Here is a 21,751-nt window from a genome sequence, read left to right as displayed (position 1 = left end):
GGAGTACGTCATGACGAAGACCGTCAACCACTGGATCGGCGGCAAGACAGTGGAGGGCACGTCGGGCCAGTACGGTCCCGTCACGGACCCGGCCACCGGCGCCGTCACCACGCGGGTCGCGCTCGCCTCCGTGGAGGAGGTGGACGCGGCAGTGGCGGCGGCGAAGGCCGCGTACGCGACGTGGGGCACCTCCTCGCTCGCCCAGCGCACCACCGTCCTCTTCCGCTACCGTGCGCTGCTCGACGCCCACCGCGACGACATCGCCGCGCTGATCACCGCCGAGCACGGCAAGGTGCACTCGGACGCGTTGGGCGAGGTCGCCCGCGGTCTGGAGATCGTCGAGCTGGCATGCGGGATCACCACCCAGCTCAAGGGTGAGCTGTCCACTCAGGTGTCCAACCGGGTCGACGTCTCCTCGATCCGCCAGTCCCTGGGCGTCGTCGCGGGCATCACCCCGTTCAACTTCCCGGCCATGGTGCCGATGTGGATGTTCCCGCTGGCCATCGCCTGCGGCAACACCTTCGTGCTGAAGCCCAGCGAGAAGGACCCCTCGGCCGCCAACCTGCTGGCCGAGCTGGCATCGGAGGCCGGCCTTCCCGACGGCGTCCTCAACGTCCTGCACGGCGACAAGGTCGCCGTCGACGGCCTGCTGAACCACCCCGACGTGGCCGCCGTCTCCTTCGTCGGCTCCACCCCCATCGCCCGCTACATCCACGCCACCGCCTCCGCGGGCGGCAAGCGCGTCCAGGCGCTGGGCGGCGCGAAGAACCACATGCTCGTCCTCCCGGACGCCGACCTGGACTCGGCCGCCGACGCGGCGGTCTCGGCGGCGTACGGCTCCGCCGGTGAGCGCTGCATGGCGATCTCCGCGGTCGTCGCGGTCGGCGCGATCGGCGACGAACTGGTCGCGAAGATCCGCGAGCGCGCCGAGAAGATCACGATCGGCCCCGGCAACGACCCCGCCTCCGAGATGGGCCCCCTGATCACCGCCGCCCACCGCGACAAGGTCGCCTCCTACGTCACGGGCGCCGCCGCCCAGGGCGCGGAGGTCGTCCTGGACGGCACGGGCCACACGGTCGAGGGCTTCGAGGACGGCCACTGGATCGGCCTGTCCCTCCTGGACAAGGTCTCCACCGACTCCGACGCGTACCGGGACGAGATCTTCGGCCCGGTGCTGTGCGTGCTCCGCGTGGACACCTACGAGGACGGCGTCGCCCTCATGAACGCCTCGCCGTTCGGCAATGGCACCGCGATCTTCACCCGCGACGGCGGCGCGGCCCGCCGCTTCCAACTGGAGATCGAGGCCGGCATGGTCGGCGTCAACGTGCCCATCCCGGTCCCCGTGGGCTACCACTCCTTCGGAGGCTGGAAGGACTCGCTCTTCGGCGACCACCACATCTACGGCAACGACGGCGTGCACTTCTACACGCGCGGCAAGGTCGTCACCACCCGCTGGCCCGACCCGGCCGACGCCCCGACGGGCGTCGACCTCGGCTTCCCGCGCAACCACTGAAGGCCGCCCCCACCGCCCCCGTCGTCCGCACGGGCCCCCGCCCGCACCGGTGTGCCGACGGGGCCCGTCGGCACGCGAAAAGCGGATGCCGGGCCACCGCCCCGTCCCACATCCTGTGACCCATGAACACCCCGACCCTCCCGCCCCGTTACGAGATCCGCGCCCGGCAGACCGCCACCACCGTCACCGTCTACCAGGCGTACCGCCCCGCCCTCGGACTGCCCGCCGCACGCGACGGGCGGTTCCCCGAAGCCTGGAAGCGGGACCGGATGACCTGGATCAAGCCCAGCTTCCTGTGGATGATGTACCGCTGCGGCTGGGGTACGAAGGAGGGCCAGGAGGTCGTCCTCGCCGTCGAGATCGACCGGAGCGGCCTGGAATGGGCCCTCGCGCGCGCCGAACTCTCCCACTACACGCGCGATGTGCACCCCGACCGGGCGTCCTGGAAGCGGAGCCTGCGCGCAGCCCCCGCCCGGGTCCAGTGGGACCCCGAACGCGACCTCGACCTGAACCCGCTCCCGTACCGTTCCCTCCAGCTCGGGCTGAGCGGCGAGGCCGCCCGGCGGTACGCGGACGAGTGGACCGTCTCCGTCCGCGACGTCACCCCGCTCGCGCGCGAGGTGCACACGGCGGTCCGGGCGGGGGAGCGGGAGAGAGCCGCGGCCCTGCTGCCCGTGGAGACACCGCTCGGCCTTGCCGCGCCCCGACCGGTTCGGGGCGGTTCCCCGGCGTCGGACATATGACTTTCGGCAGTGCCGAAAGGCTCCCGGTCTCCGTAGCCTCTCCCTCGTGAACAGCTTTTCCCCCAGGAACAGGGCCGCCCGTCGGCCCGGCCCCAGGTGGGCGGAGCCGGGAGGCCTGCTGGTGCCCGCGGCGGCGGCGTTCGGCGCGCTGAGCCTGGTCGGGTGGTGGTGGGGCCTGCCGACCGCGATCGCCGCCTTCGTCGCGGGGCGGGGCCCCGGGCGCGGCAGAACCGTCGTCCTGGTCCTGGCAGGGACGCTCGTGGCCGGAGCGGTGGCGGTGGCGGTGGTGCCGTCCCTGCTCGCCCTCGGGACGCAGTTCGTGGCGGTGGTCGTCCTCGCCGTACTGGTGCCCTGGTTCGTGGGACGGTTCTCACGTCAGTACCGGGAGCTGGTCCGGGCCGGCTGGGAGAGGGCCGAACAGCTGGAGCGGGAGAGCCGGTTGATCGCCGAGCAGGCGAGACTGCTGGAGCGGGCCCGGATCGCCCGGGACATGCACGACGTGCTGGGCCACGACCTCAGCCTGATCGCCCTGTCGGCCGGAGCCCTGAAGCTGGCACCGGGTCTGGACGAGCGGCACCGGCAGGCGGCCCAGGACATCCGGGGCCGGGCCGCCGCGGCGGTGGAACGCCTCGGCGAGGTGATCGGCGTCCTCCGCGAGGAGAGCGACGGCCCGCCGCAGGGGCCGGGAGGCTCCGACATTCCCCGGCTCGTCGGTGACGCGGTCGCCTCCGGGCTCGCCGTCGAACTGACGGTGACCGGAGAGGCGGCGGGCCTTCCGCCCGCCGTCGAACGCGCCGCGCACCGGGTCGTGCAGGAAGGCCTGACCAACGCGGCCAAGCACGCGCCCGGCCGGTCCGTGAGCGTCGAGCTCTCGCACACGGCGACCGGGACCCGGGTGGTGGTCCGCAGCGGAGCCCCGGCGACACCGGCCGGGCACGGGGGCCGTGGACCTGCCGGGCACGGGGGCCGAGGCCTCATCGGGCTGGACGAGCGCGTCCGGCTCGTCGGCGGCACCCTCGACCACGGCCCCCGGGACGGCGGCTTCACCGTCACCGCCCGGCTGCCCCACCACGCCCCCGCGCAGCCCGCGCCCCGGCCCGCCGCCGGCGGGGTGAGCCCCGGGCCGGCGGGATACCGGCGGGCCGGGCGGCGGGTCCGCCGCACCCTGCTCACCGCGCTGGCGGTGCCGCTGACAGCGGGCGCGGTACTGCTCGCCGGGGTCGGGATGTGGGAGACGGTGGCCGCGTCCCGGTCCGTGCTCGACCCGCGCGACTACGCCCGGCTGCGGGTGGGGCAGGATCGGTCCGACCTGCAAAGGGTGCTGCCGGACCGGCAGTCGGTGAAGCGGCCGGCGGGCGCCGGGCGCAAGGAACGAGGGGTGACGTGCGAGTTCTACGCGATGACGGCCGACCGCTTCGACGACCGGTCCGGGGACGCGTACCGGCTCTGCTTCCGGGACGGCAGACTGGTCTCCCGCGACGCGCTGACACCGTGAGCGCCCGATGACCCGACCGGACACGTCCCGGGCGGCGGACACGTCCCGGGCGGCGGACACGTTCCGGGCGGCGGACGCGTCCCAGCTGTCGGACACGTCCGCGGCGGCGCGCACGGCCCCGGCGGCGGACACGAACCCGGCCGGGACGATCAGGGTCCTGGTCGCCGACGACGAGCCCATGATCCGTGCCGGAGTGCGCGCCGTCCTCGCCACCGACCCGGGCATCGAGGTCGTCGCCGAGGCGGCCGACGGGCACGAGGCCGTGGAGCTGGTCCGGGCGCACCGCCCGCACGTGGCCGTCCTCGATGTGCGGATGCCGAGGACCAACGGCATCGAGGCCGCGGCCGAGATCCGTCGCACCCTGCCCGCCACCGGCGTCGTCATGCTGACCACGTTCGGCGAGGACGACTACATCCTGCGGGCGCTGGGCTGTGGGGTCGCCGGATTCCTGATCAAGTCCGGCGAACCCGAGGAACTCGTCGCCGGGGTGCGGGCCGTGGCCGACGGCGCCGCCTATCTGTCACCGAAGGTCGCCGCCCGCGTCGTGGCGCACCTCGCGTCCACCGGGGCCGGGGCCCTGGCCGGCCGCCGGGACGCAGCCCGGGAGCGGGTCGCCGGGCTGACGCCCAGGGAGCGCGAAGTGCTGTCGCACCTCGGGGGCGGGCTGTCCAACGGGCAGATCGCCCGGCGGCTGCACCTGGTCGAAGGCACGGTCAAGGCGCACGTCAGCTCCGTCCTGGCCCGCCTCGGCGTCGACAACCGGGCCGCGGCCGCCGTCGTCGCCCACGAGGCCGGGATCCCGCCCCCACCACCGACCGAGCAGCGCTGAGGCGAACACACCGGCGGGGCGGGCCGACACGAGGAGCACCGCGGTGACGACCGCCCCGCCGAGCACGGCTCCGGCGATCACGTCGTGCGGGTAGTGGACCCCCACCAGGACCCGCAGCAGTGCCGCCGCCACGGCCAACGGCAGGGTCACGGCGGCCAGTCGGGGCCGCCGTAGCGCCAGCCCGACCGCGAGGGCGGCGGCCAGGGTGGCGTGGTTGCTCGGGAACGACCAGTCGCCCGGCTCGGGGCACGCGGCGAGCGCCCGGACGCCGTCCACCGCCCGGCACGGGCGCTCCTCGTCGACGATCAGCTTCAGCGCCTCGCTGACGGTGTACGCCACGACGGTCCCGGCGCCGATGAGCACGGCCCCCGCCGCCGCGCCCGCGTCCCTCCGGCGCACGGCCGTCCAACAGATCCCGAGCAGCAGCAGGCCGAGGACGATCAAGGTGGCCTCGGAGGACAGTTCCAGAAGGTGCCCCAGCCAGTCCGGGGCGTCCCCTACCGCTTCCGTCAGCGACCGGTAGGCGGACACGGAGACCCCCTGGGTGACCTCGGCCGGTCCGGGCCGTCCCAGACCTCCGGGCGACAGCGCCCCGATCACGGCCGCCGCCGTCGCCAGCAGGGCGGCCGATCCGAACAGCCGGACGGGCCAGTGGTGATGATGTGTGTGCTTTGCCATGCGGCGAACGTACGAAGCCACCGCGGCCCGGCGCCGGGGCCGAACGGCAGGAGCCACCCCCGCCGAAGGTCAGGGTTGACGCCCGTCCGCCCGGCCGCCCGGCCGCCCGGACGCGCCCCGGCGCGTGTCGCGTGCGAGGCGTCCTACTCGTGGGCGGCGCCCTCCCCGAACTCCCAGGTCAGCATCGCGAACCCGCCGTCGTCCCCCGCGCCCGCCGACCGGTACGTGGCGAGCGCCGCCTCGTTGTCCGGCTCCACGCCGACCCACAGGTCGTAAGCCCCCCGCTCCCGGGCGACGTCCACGAGCGCCAGCGTCAGGGCCCTGCCGATGCCCCGGCGGCGGAACGGGTCGTCGACCGCGAGTTCGTACAGGCACATCTCCGTGCCCTTGTCCGGGTGCAGCATCTCGATGCCCGAGACGAAGCCGGCCGGGACGCCGTCCACGTACGCGATCAGCATCAGGTGACCGTCCGCGGCGAGGAAGCGGGCGGCCCACTCCTCGCGGGGCGGTGCGTCGTAGAGATGGCCGGCGGCCAGGAGCTCCATGACGGTCGTGGCGCGGCGAATGTCCACCATGTCCTCCCGAGGCAAAGGGTCTGAAGGCATTCTGTACCGCGTCCGGAGTACGGCGGGGGCGCACCGTACCTCTCAGGGAGGCCGCCCGCCTCCCCCCGGCGGCACCCAACCGGCTTGCATCCTCCGCTTAGGGTCGGGGGATGGAGACCTCTACTGCTCGACGGTGGCGCCCGCTGCCCCGTACCCGTGCCCGGTGGGCCGCGGCCGCGGCCGTGCTCGCCGTGCTCGTGGGCGGCGGCACCTGGACCGCCGTCGCCGACGACGGCACGCCCGCCGTGCAGCGCGAGGACCGGACGCTGCGCATGGACGGGGTGCCGATCGACACCTCGTACTTCCACGCCAAGGGTTCCGGCAAGCGCCCCGCCGTGCTCATCGGACACGGCTTCGGCGGCAGCAAGAACGACGTACGGGCGCAGGCCGAGAAGCTGGCCGCCGACGGATACGCGGTGCTGACCTGGTCGGCGCGCGGCTTCGGCAAATCCGGCGGGAAGATCTCCCTCAACGACCCGGACCACGAGGTCAGGGACGTTTCCCGGCTCATCGACTGGCTGGCGACCCGTCCCGAGGTGGAGCTCGACGGCAAGGGCGACCCCCGGGTCGGTCTCACCGGGGCCTCCTACGGCGGGGCCGTCTCCCTGCTCGCCGCCGGGCACGACGAGCGGGTCGATGCCATCGCGCCCGTGATCACCTACTGGAACCTCGCCGACGCCCTCTTCCCCGACGGGGTCTTCAAGAAGCTCTGGGCCGGGATCTTCATCACCACCGGCGGCGGCTGCGAGAAGTTCGAGAAGCGGCTCTGCGAGATGTACGAGCGGGTCGCCGTCAGCGGCAAGCCCGACGCCGAGGCCGTCGACCTCCTCACCGAGCGTTCGCCGTCCGCCGTCGCCGACCGCGTCAAGGTCCCCTCGCTCCTCCTCCAGGGGCAGTCCGACTCCCTCTTCCCGCTCGGCCAGGCCGACGCCATGCAGAAGGCCATCAGCGCCAACGGCGCACCCGTCTCCGTCGACTGGATCTCGGGCGGGCACGACGGCGGCGACAGCGAGACCGGACGCGTCGAGGCCCGGGTCGGCTCCTGGTTCGACCGGTATCTCAAGAAGGACAACGGCACCGACACCGGGCCCGCCTTCCGCGTCACCCGCACCGGAGGCGTCGACTCCACCGACGGCGCCGCCCTCCTGCGCGGCGCGAGCGGCGACACCTACCCGGGGCTGCGCGGCGGCGGCCGGGACATCGCGCTCGGCGGCGGGACGAAGACCTTCCGCAACCCGGCCGGCGCCGCACCGCCCGCCATCTCCGCCGTGCCCGGCGTCGGCGGCGGACTCGCCCAGCTCTCCTCCCTCGGAGTCGGGCTCTCGCTCGACTTCCCCGGACAGTTCGGCCGCTTCGAGTCCGCCCCGCTGGACACCTCCGTACGCGTCACCGGCACACCCACCGTGAAGGTGAACGTGACGGCGAGCGGCGACCGGGACGCGGTGCTCTTCGGCAAGGTGTACGACGTGTCACCGGACGGCAGGCAGCAGGTGCTGCCCCACCAGCTCGTCGCCCCCTACCGGATCACCCCCGACCAGCAGGGCAAGCCGGTCGAGCTGGCGCTGCCCGCCGTGGACCACGAGTTCGAGGCCGGACACCGGCTGCGGCTGGTGTTCTCCGCGACCGACCTCGGCTACGCGTCCCCGGCCGAGCCCGCCACGTACACCGTCACCGCCGACGGGCCGCTGACCCTCCCCACCGCACCCTCCGTCACGACCGCCGCCGCCACCCTCCCGTGGTGGACCTGGGGCCTCCCGGCCGCCGCCCTCGTCATCGCGGCCGGTCTCCTGCTCACCGCCCGCCGCCGCACCGCGACGCCCCCGCCGGACCCCGCGCTCACCGACGTACCACTCCAGATCACCGGGCTCTCCAAGAAGTACGCCAAGTCCGTGGACCGGTACGCCGTGCGCGAGCTGTCCTTCCGCGTCGAGAAGGGCCAGGTCCTCGGGCTGCTCGGGCCCAACGGCGCGGGCAAGACGACGACGCTGCGCATGCTCATGGGACTCATCACCCCCGACGAGGGCGAGATCCGTGTCTTCGGGCAGGCCATCCGGCCGGGCGCGCCGGTGCTGTCGCGGGTCGGGGCGTTCGTGGAGGGGGCCGGCTTCCTGCCCCACCTCTCCGGGCGCGCCAATCTCGACCTCTACTGGCAGGCCACCGGCCGGCCCGCCGAGGGCGCGTACATCGACGAGGCCCTGGAGATCGCCGGCCTCGGCGACGCGCTCGCCCGGGCCGTACGGACGTACTCCCAGGGCATGCGCCAGCGGCTCGCCATCGCCCAGGCCATGCTCGGCATGCCGGACCTGCTGATCCTCGACGAGCCGACCAACGGGCTCGACCCGCCGCAGATCCGCGAGATGCGGGACGTGATGATCCGGTACGCGGCCGGCGGCCGGACCGTCATCGTCTCCAGCCACCTCCTCTCCGAGGTCGAGCAGTCCTGCACGCACCTGGTCGTCATGGACCGGGGCCGGCTCGTCCAGGCCGGTCCGGTCGCCGAGATCACCGGATCCGGCGACATGATCCTGGTGACCACGGCGGAGGAGGTGTCCGAGCCGCTGGCGGAGAAGGTCGCCGCCCTGCCCGGCATCGGCTCCGCCGTCCGCACCGACGACGGGCGCGGACTCCTCGTCCGCCTCGACGGGGCCACCACCTCCCGGCTCGTCTCCGATCTCGTCCGGCTCGACGTCCCGGTCACCGGCGTCGGACCGCACCGCCGCCTGGAGGACGCCTTCCTCACCCTCATCTCCGGAGGAGCAGCATGAGCGCCCCCGTCCAGCCCCCCGAGGTCCGGGGCGACACAGCGCGTCCCGAGGCCGCCGGCTACCGCGCCCGGCGCACGCTTCCTCTCCGCGTCGAGGCCATGCGGCAGTTGCGCAGGCGGCGCACCCTGCTGATGGGCGGCGTGCTCGCCGCCCTCCCCTTCATCCTGATCATCGCCTTCGCGATCGGCGGTACGCCGGACGGTGAGGACGGCGGCGGGGGCCGGGGCGGCGGCAGCCGGATCAACCTGATGGACGTGGCGACCGAGTCCGCCGCGAACTTCGCCGCCACGTCGCTCTTCGTCTCGGCCGGATTCCTGCTGGTGGTGCCGGTGGCCCTGTTCTGCGGGGACACCGTCGCCTCCGAGGCGAGCTGGTCCTCGCTGCGCTATCTGCTCGCCGCGCCCGTGCCGCGCGTACGGCTGCTGTGGTCCAAGCTCGTCGTCGCGCTCGGCTTCAGCCTGGCCGCGATGGTGCTTCTGCCGCTCGTCGCGCTGGTGGCGGGCACGGCGGCCTACGGGTGGGGGCCGCTGAAACTGCCCACCGGGGGAGCGCTGTCCGCCGGGGAGACGGTGCCCCGCCTCGCGATCGTCGTGGCGTTCATCTTCGTCTCCCAACTGGTCACGGCCGGACTGGCGTTCTGGCTGTCCACGAAGACCGACGCGCCGCTCGGCGCGGTCGGCGGCGCGGTGGGCCTCACCATCGTCGGCAATGTGCTCGACGCGGTCACCGCGCTCGGCTCCTGGCGTGACTTCCTGCCCGCGCACTGGCAGTTCGCCTGGGCCGACGCGCTCCAGCCGCAGTTGGAGTGGGGCGGCATGATCAAGGGAACGGCCGTATCAGTGACCTATGCCCTGATCCTGTTCGCGCTGGCCTTCCGTGGGTTCAGTCGTAAGGACATCGTGTCCTGAACCTGATGTTCCGCCGGTTTCCCGCCCACCGGCCGCCGCTGTTGCCGCATCGAGATGGTTCCGCAATGCTTTCGTCGGCTCCGGTCGACGACCCCGTACGTCACATTCGCAGATGTCGAGGACACCGTGACGACGTGGGGGTTACGCATGCATCAGGTCGGCCGACGGCACGAGAAGCGGGCAGAAGGCAGGGCAGAAGCCAGGGCGGTGGGCCGGGCGGGAGCCGTGGCGCTTCTTCTGGCGGGCGCCCTGGTGCTCACCGCGTGCGGCAGCGGCGACGGTGCCTCGGGCGGCAAGCGCGAACTGAGTTCGGATACGCGCGACGGCCAGGGATCGACCGGCGGCGGACAGCCCGCGCCGGTCCCGGCTGCGCCCGAGAAGGGGCGGTCGGTCGCACCGACGGGAGAGTCCGGGGACGAGAGCAGACAGGACGTCGCGCCACCCGACTACCTCTCCACCTTCGCCCTGGACGTGGACACCGCGAGCTACGGCTACGCGCGCCGCACCCTCGGCGACGGCACGCTGCCCGCCCCGGAGGACATACGCCCCGAGGAGTTCGTCAACAGCTTCCGCCAGGGATACGAACGGCCGAAGGGCCCCGGCTTCTCGGTGAACGTCGACGGGGCGCGCATCGGTCCCGGGAAGGGCGGGGGCGGTGGCAGCGGAGCCTCCGACTGGTCGCTGCTCCGCGTCGGCCTGGCCACCGAGGCAGCCCCGTCGACCGCTGAACGGCCGTCCGCGGCGCTCACGTTCGTCGTCGACATCTCGGGGTCCATGGCCAAAACCGGGCGCTTGGACCTGGTGAAGAAGTCCCTGACGATCCTCACCGACGAACTGCGCGACGACGACTCCATCTCCCTGGTCACCTTCAGCGACGAGGCCGAGACCCGGCTGCCGATGACCCGCCTCAAGGGCAACCGGAGCCGGATCAGGAACGCGGTGGAGGAGATGCGGCCGGCGCAGTCCACCAACGTCGAGGCGGGCATCACCCTCGGCTACGAGGAGTCGGTCGAGGGCCACCGCGAGGGCGCCACCAACCGTGTCGTGCTCCTCTCCGACGCACTGGCCAACACCGGAGACACCAACGCCGACGGGATCCTGGAGAAGATCGACTCCGCCCGCCGGGAGTACGGCATCACCCTCTTCGGTGTCGGCGTCGGCAGCGACTACGGCGACGCGTTCATGGAGCGGCTCACCAACAAGGGCGACGGGAACACCACGTACGTCGGTGACGAGGAAGCGGCCCGCAAGGTCTTCGTCGACCAGCTGCCCGCCCACCTGGAGATCCGGGCCCGCGACGCCAAGGCCCAGGTGGCGTTCGACCGGAAGACCGTGAAGCAGTTCCGGCTGATCGGCTACGAGAACCGCAAGGTCGCCGACGAGGACTTCCGCGACGACAGCGTCGACGGCGGCGAGGTCGGCCCCGGCCACACGGTGACCGCTCTGTACGCCGTACGGCTGCGCGGGGGCACGTCCGGCACCGTGGCCAGGGCCACCGTGCGCTGGCTCGACCCCAAGACCCGCAAGCCCCAGGAGGAGACGGGCACCGCGACGACCGGGGCGATCGGCGAGTCCCTGTGGGGCGGCGAGGGTGACCGGCTCCAAGTAGCAGCCGTGGCCGCCTATCTCGCCGATCACCTGCGGGGCGGCGACCTGCCCGGCGCGCCCGGCCTCGCTGAACTCGCCTCCCGGGCCGCCGGGCTGGCGGAGACGACCGAGGACCGTTCGGTCACGAAGCTGGCCGAGGCCATCGGACAGGCGGACCGGATCGAGGGCGGATCGGGAGCGGATGACGAGCCGGAACAGGGCGAGGGCGAGATCGGCTGAGACGGAGCGGGCCGGGAGGGCCGGGCGGGCCGAGGGTCACCCGGGCCGAAACGGTTCGCACGGTCATTCGAAAATGGGCCCTGTGAACCGCCGTTCCGGGTCATGATTCCGCCATGACCTCCCTCTTCCTGGTGCTGGCCACGATCGTCAACGGTCTCTACGCGGGCTTCATGCTGACGTTCCTGATCGCGATCATGCCCGGCCTCACCGACCTGACGGACGAGCAGTTCACGGCGGCCATGCGCCGTTTCAACGAGAAGGTTCCCGGCCCGGTCTTCCTGGTCCTGTTCCTCGGCGTCGTCGCGCTGCCCGCCGCCGCGTTCCTCACCGGCCTCGGCGAGCACGGCGAGGTGGCGGGGCCCGCCATCCTGGGTGCGCTGATCTGCGTGGTCGCCGGCCACCTGGTGACCGTGGTCGGGAACATCCCGCTCAACAACGCCCTCGCCGCCTCCGAGGGCGGCGACGACAGCGCGGCCCGCGCGGCCTTCGAATCCCGCTGGAACGCACTCCACCGGGTGCGTACCGCGTTCAACCTGGTGGCGTGCGTCCTGCTGGCCGTCGCGCTGTAGGGCGCGCCCCGTACACGGGCTGGGCGCCCGATCTCCTTCGTTGCCCGGGCGGGGAGTTACCGGGCCCCCGCCTTTGCCCGCCGCGGATGGCGGGGGCCGAGCAGCACCACGAGGGCGGCCGCGCCGGGCACGGGCGCGTCGGCCCGCCGCCGGCCGGACCGCTCGTACAGACGCAGCGCCGCCTCGGCCCGCAGGGAGGTCAGCCTGGTGGGCTGCCGCCTCCATCCGCACCGTCCGGCTCCTTTGCCTCCGGCGGAGAGGGGAGGAGCCGGACGCGCCGCCGTCACACGTTGGGCACCTTGAGCCGGTCCCAACTGCTTTTGCCGGGAACGCCGTCCGCGTCGCCGCCCGTGTAGCCCAGCTTCCGCTGCCAGGCGGCGTAGGACTTCCGGTCGGCCTCGGACCAGGCCGGGCCGGGACCCACCGTGTACCGGCCGCAGCCCTCGGCCACCAGGCGCTTTCCCATCGCGGTGACGACCGCGCTGTTGCGGCCGACCTTGAAGAACGCGGCCCCCGGGAACGGCTCGTACGTCGGCTTCGGCGGCGGATCGGACGGCCCGTCCGGGGAGTCGCCCAGCCGCTTGCCGATCCGCGTGCGCATCGAGTTCATGGTGAACCCGCGCGGATCGACCTTTCCCGGCTGCCACTCCAGGTGCCCGATCACCGACCGTTGCGACCAGCCGTGCGTCCGGCAGACGGCGGCGGCGGCCCGCTCGATCGCCAGCAGCTGGGCAGCCGGCCAGGGATCCTTGCCGTCACCGAGGTTGACGCACTCGAATCCGTAGAAGTGCCGGTTGCCGTCGGTGTTGGCCTCATTGTCCGAGGGCAGCGCCTTCTCCGCGACGACGGCGCGCAGGACGTCGTCGTCACCGAGACCGGCGTGGTTGGCCCGCCCGTTCCCCACGAGGTACACGGTGCCGTCCTTGGCGATGACCCCGTGGCAGAGCGGGCCGGGCAGGGCTGAGTGGCCGTTGTAGCAGAGTTCGACCGAGGACGCGGTGCCCGAGGTGACGGTGTGATGGATCATCACGCCGTGCGTCGGACCCCAGGGGCCTTTGTGGTTGCGGTTGTTGGTACGCCAGCTCCGGTGTTCGACGACGTGGAGGCCTTCGTCGCGGAGGGCTTTGAGCAGCCTGGCTGCGGACAGCGGCGTCGCCATCGCGGCGCTCCTTTCCCTGATGGTGCGTAGTTCACGCGGGCGCTTCGGTGTGGGGTCGGCGGGACCGGCGGGTGGGCGGCGGCACGGAGCCGCGTACGCCCGCCGGGTGACGGGACGGTCGGGAGCGCCCTGCGGCGGGGATTCCGCCCTCGGGCCCACCCGATCGATTTGCCCGCTCCCACGCCCTGCCGAACGTCCTGCCGGACGGAAGGTTGAGCCGTGCCCGAACTCCTGCCCGATACGGAGGGCGCCGAGTCCTCCCGAGGCCGTGCCCCGTGCCGCGGGCCGCGCTGCGCCACCACCGGCCGCAACCCCGCCGCGCCCCCTCCGCACGCCGACGTCACTCCCTTCCCGGGGAGCGGGCCGGGGCCGCGTTCCCTCGGTACGGCCGGGCGCGGACCGAACTGCTCCCGCCGCCGTACGCGGCTGTCGGTCCCGCCTTCTGCCGTGACGGGGCGATGACCGCGATGACCTTCGACCGCCGGGCCGCCCGTGCGCGGCCCTCCGTTGCCTACGCCGCTATCACGCCGCGCTCGCCGGCGTCCCCCTGACCGACGAAAGGCCCTCCAGCGCGGAGGGCCTCACGGTCGTGCGGTCGGTGTGCCCCCGGCAGGACTGGAACCCTGCGGCCAAACGCTGGGAAGGCACTCGGTCCAGTCGTATCCGTACCGACCTGACCTGACCTGACCTTCTGTCGTTCAGTGACGCATCGTCAACTGTTCTGGCGGGTACGTGTGGGACGAACTTGCCAGCCGACTGGTGGTGGGATCATGGAGGTGGAGCCGGTGAGGATCTGCGGTGGCGGCTCGACAAGTTGCAGGACGCCTCGGCCACCCTGGCGGCGTAGTCGCCAGGGTGGGCTGGTCACCGCTCTCGCCGGTAGGGGTCCGTGTACGGCTCCATGGACTGGCGGACCTCGTCCCGGACCGGGTCCATGAGGGGGCCAGGGGCGTAGTAGCGGGCCCGGGCCTTGCCGTGGGGGGCGAGCCAGCCGCGGGCGACGAGCTCCCGGATGTCGCGGATGGCCTGCTGGTCGCTGAGGCCGGCGTCCTGCTGGTAGACGGTGCGGCGCACCTTCGCGTCCGAGAACGCGGGCAGCAGGGCGTAGACGACCCGTTCGTCCAGGCCGGCCGATTCGACGCCTTCGACCAGGCGGGTCCAGGCTCGCGACATGACGTCGAAGCGGCGCTGGGCCTGCTGGGCCTGGCGATGGTGGGCGGTCAGGCAGAATCGGATCCAGGGCCGGGTGTCCCGCTCGGGGCTCCAGCGGGGGCCGCCCACGTCCTCCAGAATCTGGTAGTAGGCGTAGGTGTTCTGTCCTCGGCCGAGCCATTCCTCGATGGACGCGAATTCGGGCGGCATCAGTGCCTCGCGGGAGAACACGAGGGTCGACAGGGCGCGGGACATGCGCCCGTTGCCGTCCTTCCATGGGTGGATCTTGACGAGGTTGAGGTGGGCCATGGATGCGCGGACGTGGACGGGCGCGTCGAGGTCGCCCTCATTGAGCCAGTCGATGAACTCCGACATCAGAGCGGGAACGCCCGCTTGGTCCGGCGCGGTGTAGGCGGGGACCAAGGGGTCGTCGGGGCTGGTGACGTAGACAGGTCCGTCGCGCCAGCGTCCGGGGCGCTTGTCGAGGTGGTGGCCCTGGAGCATGAAGTGCAGGCCGTTGAGCAGGCCGGCGTCGTAGCGGAAGTCGTCACCAGCGTTGGCGAGGGCCTGGATGTAGGTCATGCCGCGCTGGTAGCCCTCCAGCTCGGCGCGCGTCTTCTCCCCGGTCTCCAGCGGTTCCTCGCCGGACATGAGGGCTTCCACGTCGTCGACCGTCGCGGCGTATCCCTCGATGGTGTTCGAACCAACGATCGCCCGGGCGGTGAGATTGCGGCGCAGCTGCTGGGTCCAGCGCGGGGTGGCCCGGAGCAGGTGGCGCAGGGCACGACGCATGGCTTCGATCTCATCGAGGGTGCGCAGGTCCTCTGTGCTCAAGGAGGGAGTCGCGTACAGCATAAATCGATGACACAATGATTGTGTCAAAAAGTCAAGCAGCTGGCGGGAGTGGAACCACCGCCCGCGAGGCCGGCTGTAGAGGCCCCAAGGAGGGCTTCCGGGTTCCTCCGGTCGTGGCCGCCCAGGGGGTAGCGGTGGCCGACCCGAACGGAATGCCGCGAAAGCGCCTCCCCCTGTGGAGTCGACGCGCCGTCAGGGGTGCGCTGACCGGCCACTTCTCCCCTCGGTCCTCCAAGGGTGGGGCGGGTGTTCTTCGGGGGGCACATGTGAGCCGTAGTCTCAAAAATTAGCCCCAAAGCTGAGCCAGTCAACCGTTCCGGATGGCAGGGCGCCCGCCGCAAGCGATCTTGCGGCGGGCTGGGACGGCATCTGACCTGCTAAAACGTGGCGCCCCCGGCAGGACTCGAACCTGCGGCCAAGCGCTTAGAAGGCGCCTGCTCTATCCACTGAGCTACGGGGGCCGGGAGTCCTGATCGGTGGTTCCGTGGCCGTGCCGGGACAAGGATAGGGCTCCGATCCCCTGGACCCGGTTGCTTCACCTGCGTGGCACGATGTGGAGGTTCGGTGAAGCGAACCGATAATCGCAGGTAGGTGCGATTCCTGCACCGGTTTTCGCTCCCCTCGCGCCGGGTGTTGTGCACTCGTTATGCCCCCGTCCTACTCGTCCCCTCTGTCCCGACTCTGTCCAGAGGGTGGAACCGCCGCGCAGAGGGGTCTATACGCTTCAAAAAGGATCCAAAATTGGGCATTCTTCGCATGTGGTGACCATGGACGTACGGCCTCAGCTCATCGACGCACTTTCCGCCCTGCGCGACCGTGTCGCCGCCGTGCGTCTTCCACTGCCCCTGCCGGGGGCCGAACGCGCCCGGCAGACCAGGGTCGAACTCCTCGCCCAGCTCGACGACTACCTCCTGCCACGCCTCAAGGACCCCGAGGCGCCCCTGCTCGCCGTGATCGGCGGATCCACCGGGGCCGGGAAGTCCACCCTGGTCAACTCGCTGGTGGGATGCCGGGTCAGCGAGGCCGGGGTGCTGCGGCCCACCACGCGGACCCCGGTGCTGGTCTGTCACCCGGACGACCACCACTGGTTCGCCGGAGTGCGGGTGCTTCCCCAGCTGACCCGGATCTGGCTGCCGCCGGGTCAGACGCCCGACCCGGACGGGCTGGACGACCTCGCCGCCCGGGGAGAGGACGGGGAGACCGCGCTGCGCGTGGAGACAGCTATGAGCCTGCCCCGCGGGCTCGCCCTCCTGGACGCCCCGGACATCGACTCGCTCGTCGTACGCAACCGGGTCCTCGCCGCCGAACTCATCTGCGCCGCCGACGTCTGGGTGATGGTCACCACCGCCTCCCGCTACGCCGACGCCGTGCCCTGGCATCTGCTGCGTACCGCGAAGGAGTACGACGCGGCACTGGTCACCGTCCTCGACCGGGTGCCCCACCAGGTGATCGCCGAGGTGTCCCGGCAGTACGCGGCGCTGCTGACCCGGGCCGGACTCGGGGACGTACCCCGGTTCACCATCCCGGAGCTGCCCGAGTCCGCGGGCGGCGGCAGCGGACTGCTCCCCACCACCGCCGTCGCCCCGCTGCGCGCCTGGCTCGCCCACCGGGCCCAGGACCCCGCCGCCCGGCAGCAGGCGGTGGCGCGCACCGCCTCCGGCGTCATCCAGTCCCTCAACGTGCGGATGCCCTCACTGGCCTCCGCTGTCGCCGCCCAGTACGCCGCCTCCGTACGGCTGACCGGGGTGGTCCAGGACGCGTACGGCAAGGAGGCCGCCCGGATCCGGCGCCGTCTCCAGAGCGGCGCCGTGCTCTCCGGGGACGCGCGGACCCGGTGGCGCGGCTACCCGCTCTACAGCTCGCCCGAGGAACTCCTCGAATCCCTCGTCGACAGCCTGGTGGCCCTGCTCCAGTGCTCGGTCTCCGCCGCCGACGAGCAGATCCGTACCCAGTGGCGCCGCGAGCCCGCCGGAGGCCTGTTCCGGTTCGAGGACGCCGGGCGGGAGGCCGGGGGCTGGGGGCCCGCCGAGGACATCGAAGGGCGGATCTCCGTCGCCGTACGCCGATGGCGGCGGGTCCTGGAGGAACTCGCCGAGGAGGAGGTGCGCCGCCTCGAACGCAACGTGGCGCCGGCGTCCGAGACCGTCGCCGCGGTGCTCGCGGCCGCCCTCCTCGGCGGGCGGCGCGCCCGTGCGGCGGGGGAGCAGCTCGCCGAGCGCGTCGGCGCCCAGGGCGCGCTGCGCCTCCGCGACAAGGGGGGTGAGCTGCTGACGACCTACCTCGACCAGGTCCTCGGCGCCGAACGCGACCGCCGCCTCGCCCCGCTCGACGCACTCGACGTCGCCCCCGAACCCCAGGCCGAACTGATCGCCGCGCTTTCCGTACTGCAGAAGGAGAGGTGGCAGCGATGACCGCCGTCACGGACAAGGACCAAGGCAACAGCAACAGCTACAACAGCGACGGTGGCGGTGGGAAGTCGGACCGGGAGGTGTCGGGCAGGGGCAGGGACGGGCGCTGGGACGACGGGCTCATCGCCCGGCGCGCGGCGGTGGCCGAGGACCGTGAGGCCGCAGAAGCCACGCCCCGGGCGTCCGCCGAGGACGACGCCGAACCGCAGGTCGAGGCGTACATCCCCTCCGGCGGGCCACTGCCGCCCCGGCTCGACGCCCTGCGCGAGCTCGTCGGGCTCTCCCGCGCCCGGCTCGACCGGGACACCCTCGCCGAGGCGGGCCGCGTGCTGGACGAGGCCGCCGCCCGGCAGCGGCTCTCCTCGCGACACACGGTCATCGCCATCGCGGGAGCCACCGGGAGCGGGAAGTCGACCCTGTTCAACGCGCTCGCCGGCGCCCCGATCTCCGACACCGGGCTGCGCCGGCCCACCACCTCCCAGCCCATCGCGTGCAGTTGGACCGACGGGGCCGCCGGCCTGCTGGACCGCCTCGCCGTCCCCGGCCGACTGCGGCGCAGGCCCCACCCCGGGCCCGCCGCCTTCGACGAGGCGCTCCAGGGGCTCGTCCTGGTCGATCTGCCCGACCACGACTCGGCGGCCACCGAACACCGCGACCAGGTGGACCGGGTCCTGGCCCTGGTCGACGCGGTGATCTGGGTCGTCGACCCGGAGAAGTACGCCGACGCGGCCCTCCACGAGCGCTATCTGCGCCCGCTCGCCGGACACGCCGAGGTCACCTTCGTCGTCCTCAACCAGACCGACCGGCTGCCCGGCGAGGCGGCCGACCTCGTACTCGACGACCTGCGCCGCCTCCTCGACGAGGACGGCATCGCGCTCGGCGAGCACGGCGAACCCGGCGCCACCGTCATGTCCCTGTCCGCCCTCACCGGCGACGGGGTGCCCGAACTCCGCGAGATGATCGGCCGCTTCGTCCAGGACCGCACGGCCGCCACCCGCCGCCTCTCCGCCGATATCGACGCGGCGGCGGCGCGGCTGCGCCCGGTCTACGTGGCCGAGGGGCGGCCCGGACTCGGCGAGCGGGCCCGCGACGAGTTCACCGACCGGCTGGCCGAGGCCGTCGGCGCGGCGGCCACCGGACAGGCCGCCGAGCGGGAGTGGCGCAGGAACGCCGGGCGGGCCTGCGGGACGCCGTGGCTGCGGCTCTGGCGCTGGTACGAGAACCGCGGCCTGCCCGGCAGCCTGGACCGGATGGGCCAGGCGCTCACCCCGCCCGAGGAGGAACTGACGGCCCGGCAGCGGGTCGAGCAGGCGGTGCGGATCGTCGCGGACGGCGCCACCGACGGGCTGCCGGGCCCCTGGGCGCAGGCGGTGCGCGAAGCCGCGTTCAACGGGGCGAAGGGGCTGCCCGAGGCGCTGGACGAGCTGGCGGTGAGGGCGGGCGCCCCCGGAGCGTCCAAGCGGGGCGCCGGGACACAGACGGGGCAGAGCGCCGTCACCGGAGCCCTGATCGGCACGCCGTTCGGAGCCTCGACCGGAGCTCCGGTCGGGTCCCTGCCCGGCGGCCGGCCCGTCAAGCCGCCGCGGCCGAAGTGGTGGCCGGCCGCGGTGCTGGCCCAGGCGTCGATGACGCTCCTCCAGATCTTCGGCGGCCTGTGGCTGGTCGGCCAGATCATCGGCGTCCTGGAGCCGGGGCTCCTCACTCCCGCGCTCATCATGCTGGCCGGAGTCGTCGGCGGCCCGCTCGTGGAGTGGTCCTGCGCCGCGGCCATCCGGGGACCGGCCCGGCGGTACGGGCAGGACGCCGAACGGCGGCTGCGCGAGGCGGCCGCCGGGTGCGGCCGGGCCAGGGTCCTGGATCCGGTCGCCGCCGAGCTGGCGCGCTACCGGGAAGTGCGCGAGCGGTACGTGACGGTGACGGAGTTTTCCACAACCGGCCGGTAGTCCACAGGCCCCGACGCGATTCCCGCCCGGCGTCCACGATGGAGTCCGCACCTCACCGGCGTACGGAGAGGTACGAGCGGTGCGATGCGGTACGAGCGGTGGATCCGGTACGACAAGGAAAGCGGGGCGGGAAATGAACGAGACCTTGGTGACCCTGGTGGGTAACGCCGCGACGGCGGTGGAGTTCCGCGAGACGGCCACCGGTGGAATGGCGCGATTTCGTTTCGCCGTGACTCCGCGGCGCTGGGACCGGGAGAAACAGCACTGGGCCGACGGCCGCACCAGTTTCTACACCGTCTGGTCCTGGCGGACGCTCGCCGCGAATCTGGCCGGTTCCGTCTCGGTCGGAGAACCCCTGGTCGTGCACGGTCGGTTGAAGATCCGTGAGGAGGAACAGGCCGGTCAACGCCGGACGTTCGTCGATGTCGAGGCCGTCGCCGTCGGCCACGACCTGAGCCGGGGAACGGCCGCCTTCCGCCGGGTGGTCAGAGCGGAACCCGTTCTGACGGAGCGTCGGGAACGCGTCACGGACGGCGATGCGCGGGAGTCGCCGGAACAGCGGGAGCACGTCGGCTCAATGGCGGCGGTGTCCTGAAAAGGCTGGTCGGGGACGGCGGCGCGCGATAACGATTCCGATTCGGAATGGTTGGGCAAGGGCAGTACGGGGGACCGCCCTTCGCCCGTTCTTTAGGATTCCCAGTGCTCACGGGTCACTTGGGTCTGCTGGCGAGGCATTCCCCACACGCGCACCATGCGCGAGTGTCTCGCCCGGAGGGGAATTCTGTGTTTTCTGCGTCTTCAGCGTCCGCTGCGTCGTCCGGCACGACAGGGGCGCCCCCCGGCCGCGGGATCCGCCGCCCGGTCGCCGCGCTGCTGCTCTCCGGTCTCGTCGCGGCTGCCGCACTCCTCGGAGCCGGACCAGCGGCGGCCGACGACCCGGGCCGGCACCACGGCGGCGCGGCCGCGGTGCTCGACGGGCTGAAGACCTTCGACAGCGCCGTGCTCCGCATCGCGGGGAAGAACGGGGCGCCCGACCGGACCCAGGAACTGCCCGCCGGACTGTTCGAGATGACCGTGGACGGCGGCGGCAAGCTCAAGACCTACTGCATCGACCTCCACAACCCCACCCAGGACCAGGCGAGGTACCTGGAGACCCCCTGGGCCGAGACCTCGCTGGGCGGCAACCGGAACGCGGGGAAGATCCGCTGGATCCTCCAGCACTCCTACCCCCAGGTCGATGACCTGGCCGCGCTCGCCGACGCGGCCGGCACCGGTCCGCTGACCGAGCGGACCGCCGCCGCCGGGACCCAGGTCGCCATCTGGCGTTACTCGGACAACGCCGATGTCACCGCGTCGGACCAGCAGGCGGAGAAGCTCGCCGACTGGCTGCACCGCAACGCGCGCAAGACGCAGGAGCCCCGGGCCTCGCTGACCCTGGAGCCGGGCGCCGTATCCGGCCGGGCCGGTGAGCGGCTCGGCCCCGTCACCGTCCGCACCGCCGCCAACCAGGTCTCGGTGTCACCCCCGGTGGACGCGGCGGCCAGCGGCATCGCGGTCACGGACGAGAAGGGCGTCCCCGTCACCGACGCGGCGGACGGGGACCGGCTCTACTTCGCCGTGCCGAAGGACACCGCCGACGGCACCGCCTCCCTGGCCGTCCACGCCACCACCTCCGTGCCGGTCGGCCGGACCCTCGCCGGGACCGGCCGCACCCAGACCCAGATCCTGGCCGGCTCCAGCGAGTCCACGGTCTCCGCCCGGGCCGTCGCCACCTGGGCCGAGCAGGGCGCCGCCCCCGCACTGACCGCGCGGAAGAACTGCGCCGCGGGCGGAGTGGACATCACGGCCGCCAACCGGGGCGACGAGCCGTTCACCTTCGAGCTGGCCGGAACCGAGCACTCCATCGCCGCCGGGGCCACCCGCACGGTGACGGTCCCCGTCGCCGAGGACCAGGCGTACGACTTCACCATCACCGGCTCCGCCGGATTCGCCAGGACCTTCACCGGGGTGCTGGACTGCGCCACCAGCGGCAGCGTCCTGGACCGCGAGGGCGAGGGGGAGGGTGAGGCCGGCAACGGCATCGGCACGCGGAGTGCCCAGCAGTCCGTCCCGGCCACGACCGGCTCCGTCACATCGGGGCTGGAGGGCGACCTCGCCGAGACCGGCGGCTCCAGCGCCACCCCGATGCTCGCCGCGGTCGCCATCGGACTGCTCGTCGTGGGCGGCGGTGCGGTCTTCCTCCTCCGCCGGAAGGGACCGCACACCGACGGCGAGTGAAAGATCGCATGCGGGGAGTGACGTC

At 72.9% G+C, this 21,751-nt stretch carries 15 protein-coding genes, 1 tRNA gene and 1 pseudogene; 12 read left to right on the top strand and 5 right to left on the bottom strand.

Features of this window, described 5'->3' with window-relative positions; genetic code table 11:
- Positions 1-10: 10 nt before the first annotated feature.
- The 4 genes from mmsA to ACZ60Q_RS03920 all read left to right on the top strand — a co-directional run bounded on the left by mmsA (position 11) and on the right by ACZ60Q_RS03920 (position 4,580).
- Entirely contained in the window at positions 11-1,513 is a 1,503-nt protein-coding gene (gene mmsA / locus ACZ60Q_RS03935) for a CoA-acylating methylmalonate-semialdehyde dehydrogenase (protein ID WP_469627890.1), read from the top strand.
- A gap of 122 nt (positions 1,514-1,635) precedes the next feature.
- Complete coding sequence (locus ACZ60Q_RS03930; RefSeq protein ID WP_469627887.1) at positions 1,636-2,256, top strand: DUF4291 domain-containing protein; 621 nt, start codon at positions 1,636-1,638, stop codon at positions 2,254-2,256.
- 121 nt (positions 2,257-2,377) lie between these two features.
- The gene (locus ACZ60Q_RS03925; protein WP_469628017.1) at positions 2,378-3,751 is read left to right on the top strand and encodes a sensor histidine kinase; all 1,374 of its coding nucleotides are present in this window, start codon (positions 2,378-2,380) and stop codon (positions 3,749-3,751) included.
- Between the two features lie 7 nt (positions 3,752-3,758).
- Complete coding sequence (locus ACZ60Q_RS03920) at positions 3,759-4,580, top strand: response regulator (RefSeq protein WP_469627884.1); 822 nt, start codon at positions 3,759-3,761, stop codon at positions 4,578-4,580.
- Here the strand turns inward: ACZ60Q_RS03920 and ACZ60Q_RS03915 are convergent.
- A pseudogene (locus ACZ60Q_RS03915) lies at positions 4,536-5,258 on the bottom strand (phosphatase PAP2 family protein); the annotation flags it as partial. The gene ACZ60Q_RS03920 and the pseudogene ACZ60Q_RS03915 overlap by 45 nt on opposite strands.
- Positions 5,259-5,401: 143 nt before the next feature.
- The gene (locus tag ACZ60Q_RS03910; RefSeq protein ID WP_469628013.1) at positions 5,402-5,830 is read right to left on the bottom strand and encodes a GNAT family N-acetyltransferase; all 429 of its coding nucleotides are present in this window, start codon (positions 5,828-5,830) and stop codon (positions 5,402-5,404) included.
- 143 nt (positions 5,831-5,973) lie between these two features.
- On the opposite strand from ACZ60Q_RS03910, the gene ACZ60Q_RS03905 reads away from it, so the two are divergent.
- From ACZ60Q_RS03905 to ACZ60Q_RS03890, 4 genes are all read left to right on the top strand, one after another.
- On the top strand, positions 5,974-8,628 hold the full coding sequence (locus tag ACZ60Q_RS03905) for an alpha/beta fold hydrolase (RefSeq protein ID WP_469627881.1): 2,655 nt from the start codon (positions 5,974-5,976) through the stop codon (positions 8,626-8,628).
- Positions 8,625-9,536 carry an ABC transporter permease gene (locus tag ACZ60Q_RS03900; RefSeq protein WP_469627878.1) on the top strand — a complete coding sequence of 304 codons (912 nt, stop codon included), beginning with the start codon at positions 8,625-8,627 and terminating at the stop codon, positions 9,534-9,536. Before ACZ60Q_RS03905 ends, ACZ60Q_RS03900 begins: the two co-directional genes overlap by 4 nt.
- A 147-nt stretch (positions 9,537-9,683) precedes the next feature.
- A complete protein-coding gene (locus ACZ60Q_RS03895) occupies positions 9,684-11,363 on the top strand; it encodes a vWA domain-containing protein (RefSeq protein ID WP_469627876.1) in 1,680 nt (559 codons plus the stop codon).
- A gap of 113 nt (positions 11,364-11,476) precedes the next feature.
- The gene (locus ACZ60Q_RS03890; RefSeq protein WP_469627873.1) at positions 11,477-11,932 is read left to right on the top strand and encodes an anthrone oxygenase family protein; all 456 of its coding nucleotides are present in this window, start codon (positions 11,477-11,479) and stop codon (positions 11,930-11,932) included.
- Positions 11,933-12,215: 283 nt separating this feature from the next.
- Here the strand turns inward: ACZ60Q_RS03890 and ACZ60Q_RS03885 are convergent, their stop codons facing one another.
- The 3 genes from ACZ60Q_RS03885 to ACZ60Q_RS03875 form a co-directional block, all read right to left on the bottom strand.
- Positions 12,216-13,091: a peptidoglycan-binding protein gene (locus ACZ60Q_RS03885; RefSeq protein WP_469627870.1), complete on the bottom strand. Its 876-nt coding sequence runs from the start codon at positions 13,089-13,091 to the stop codon at positions 12,216-12,218.
- A gap of 864 nt (positions 13,092-13,955) precedes the next feature.
- Positions 13,956-15,077 (bottom strand): Fic family protein, encoded by a 1,122-nt coding sequence (locus tag ACZ60Q_RS03880; RefSeq protein WP_469627867.1) that lies wholly within the window; start codon positions 15,075-15,077, stop codon positions 13,956-13,958.
- A gap of 406 nt (positions 15,078-15,483) precedes the next feature.
- A tRNA-Arg gene (locus ACZ60Q_RS03875) sits at positions 15,484-15,559 on the bottom strand.
- 306 nt (positions 15,560-15,865) lie between these two features.
- Between ACZ60Q_RS03875 and ACZ60Q_RS03870 the strand changes: the two genes are divergently transcribed.
- The 4 genes from ACZ60Q_RS03870 (at position 15,866) to ACZ60Q_RS03855 (ending at position 21,726) form a co-directional block, all read left to right on the top strand.
- The gene (locus ACZ60Q_RS03870) at positions 15,866-17,509 is read left to right on the top strand and encodes an ATP-binding protein (RefSeq protein WP_469627864.1); all 1,644 of its coding nucleotides are present in this window, start codon (positions 15,866-15,868) and stop codon (positions 17,507-17,509) included.
- Positions 17,506-19,449, top strand: a complete 1,944-nt coding sequence (locus ACZ60Q_RS03865) for a YfjP family GTPase (RefSeq protein ID WP_469627861.1) — start codon at positions 17,506-17,508, stop codon at positions 19,447-19,449. Before ACZ60Q_RS03870 ends, ACZ60Q_RS03865 begins: the two co-directional genes overlap by 4 nt.
- A gap of 133 nt (positions 19,450-19,582) precedes the next feature.
- Positions 19,583-20,044, top strand: a complete 462-nt coding sequence (locus tag ACZ60Q_RS03860; RefSeq protein ID WP_469627858.1) for a single-stranded DNA-binding protein — start codon at positions 19,583-19,585, stop codon at positions 20,042-20,044.
- Positions 20,045-20,232: 188 nt separating this feature from the next.
- Positions 20,233-21,726 (top strand): Cys-Gln thioester bond-forming surface protein, encoded by a 1,494-nt coding sequence (locus tag ACZ60Q_RS03855; protein ID WP_469627855.1) that lies wholly within the window; start codon positions 20,233-20,235, stop codon positions 21,724-21,726.
- Positions 21,727-21,751 lie beyond the last annotated feature (25 nt).

Source organism: Streptomyces sp. NPDC104313, assembly GCF_055583985.1.
Note: the sequence above shows the minus strand (reverse complement) of the source record. Positions and strands in the feature narration are given on the sequence as shown.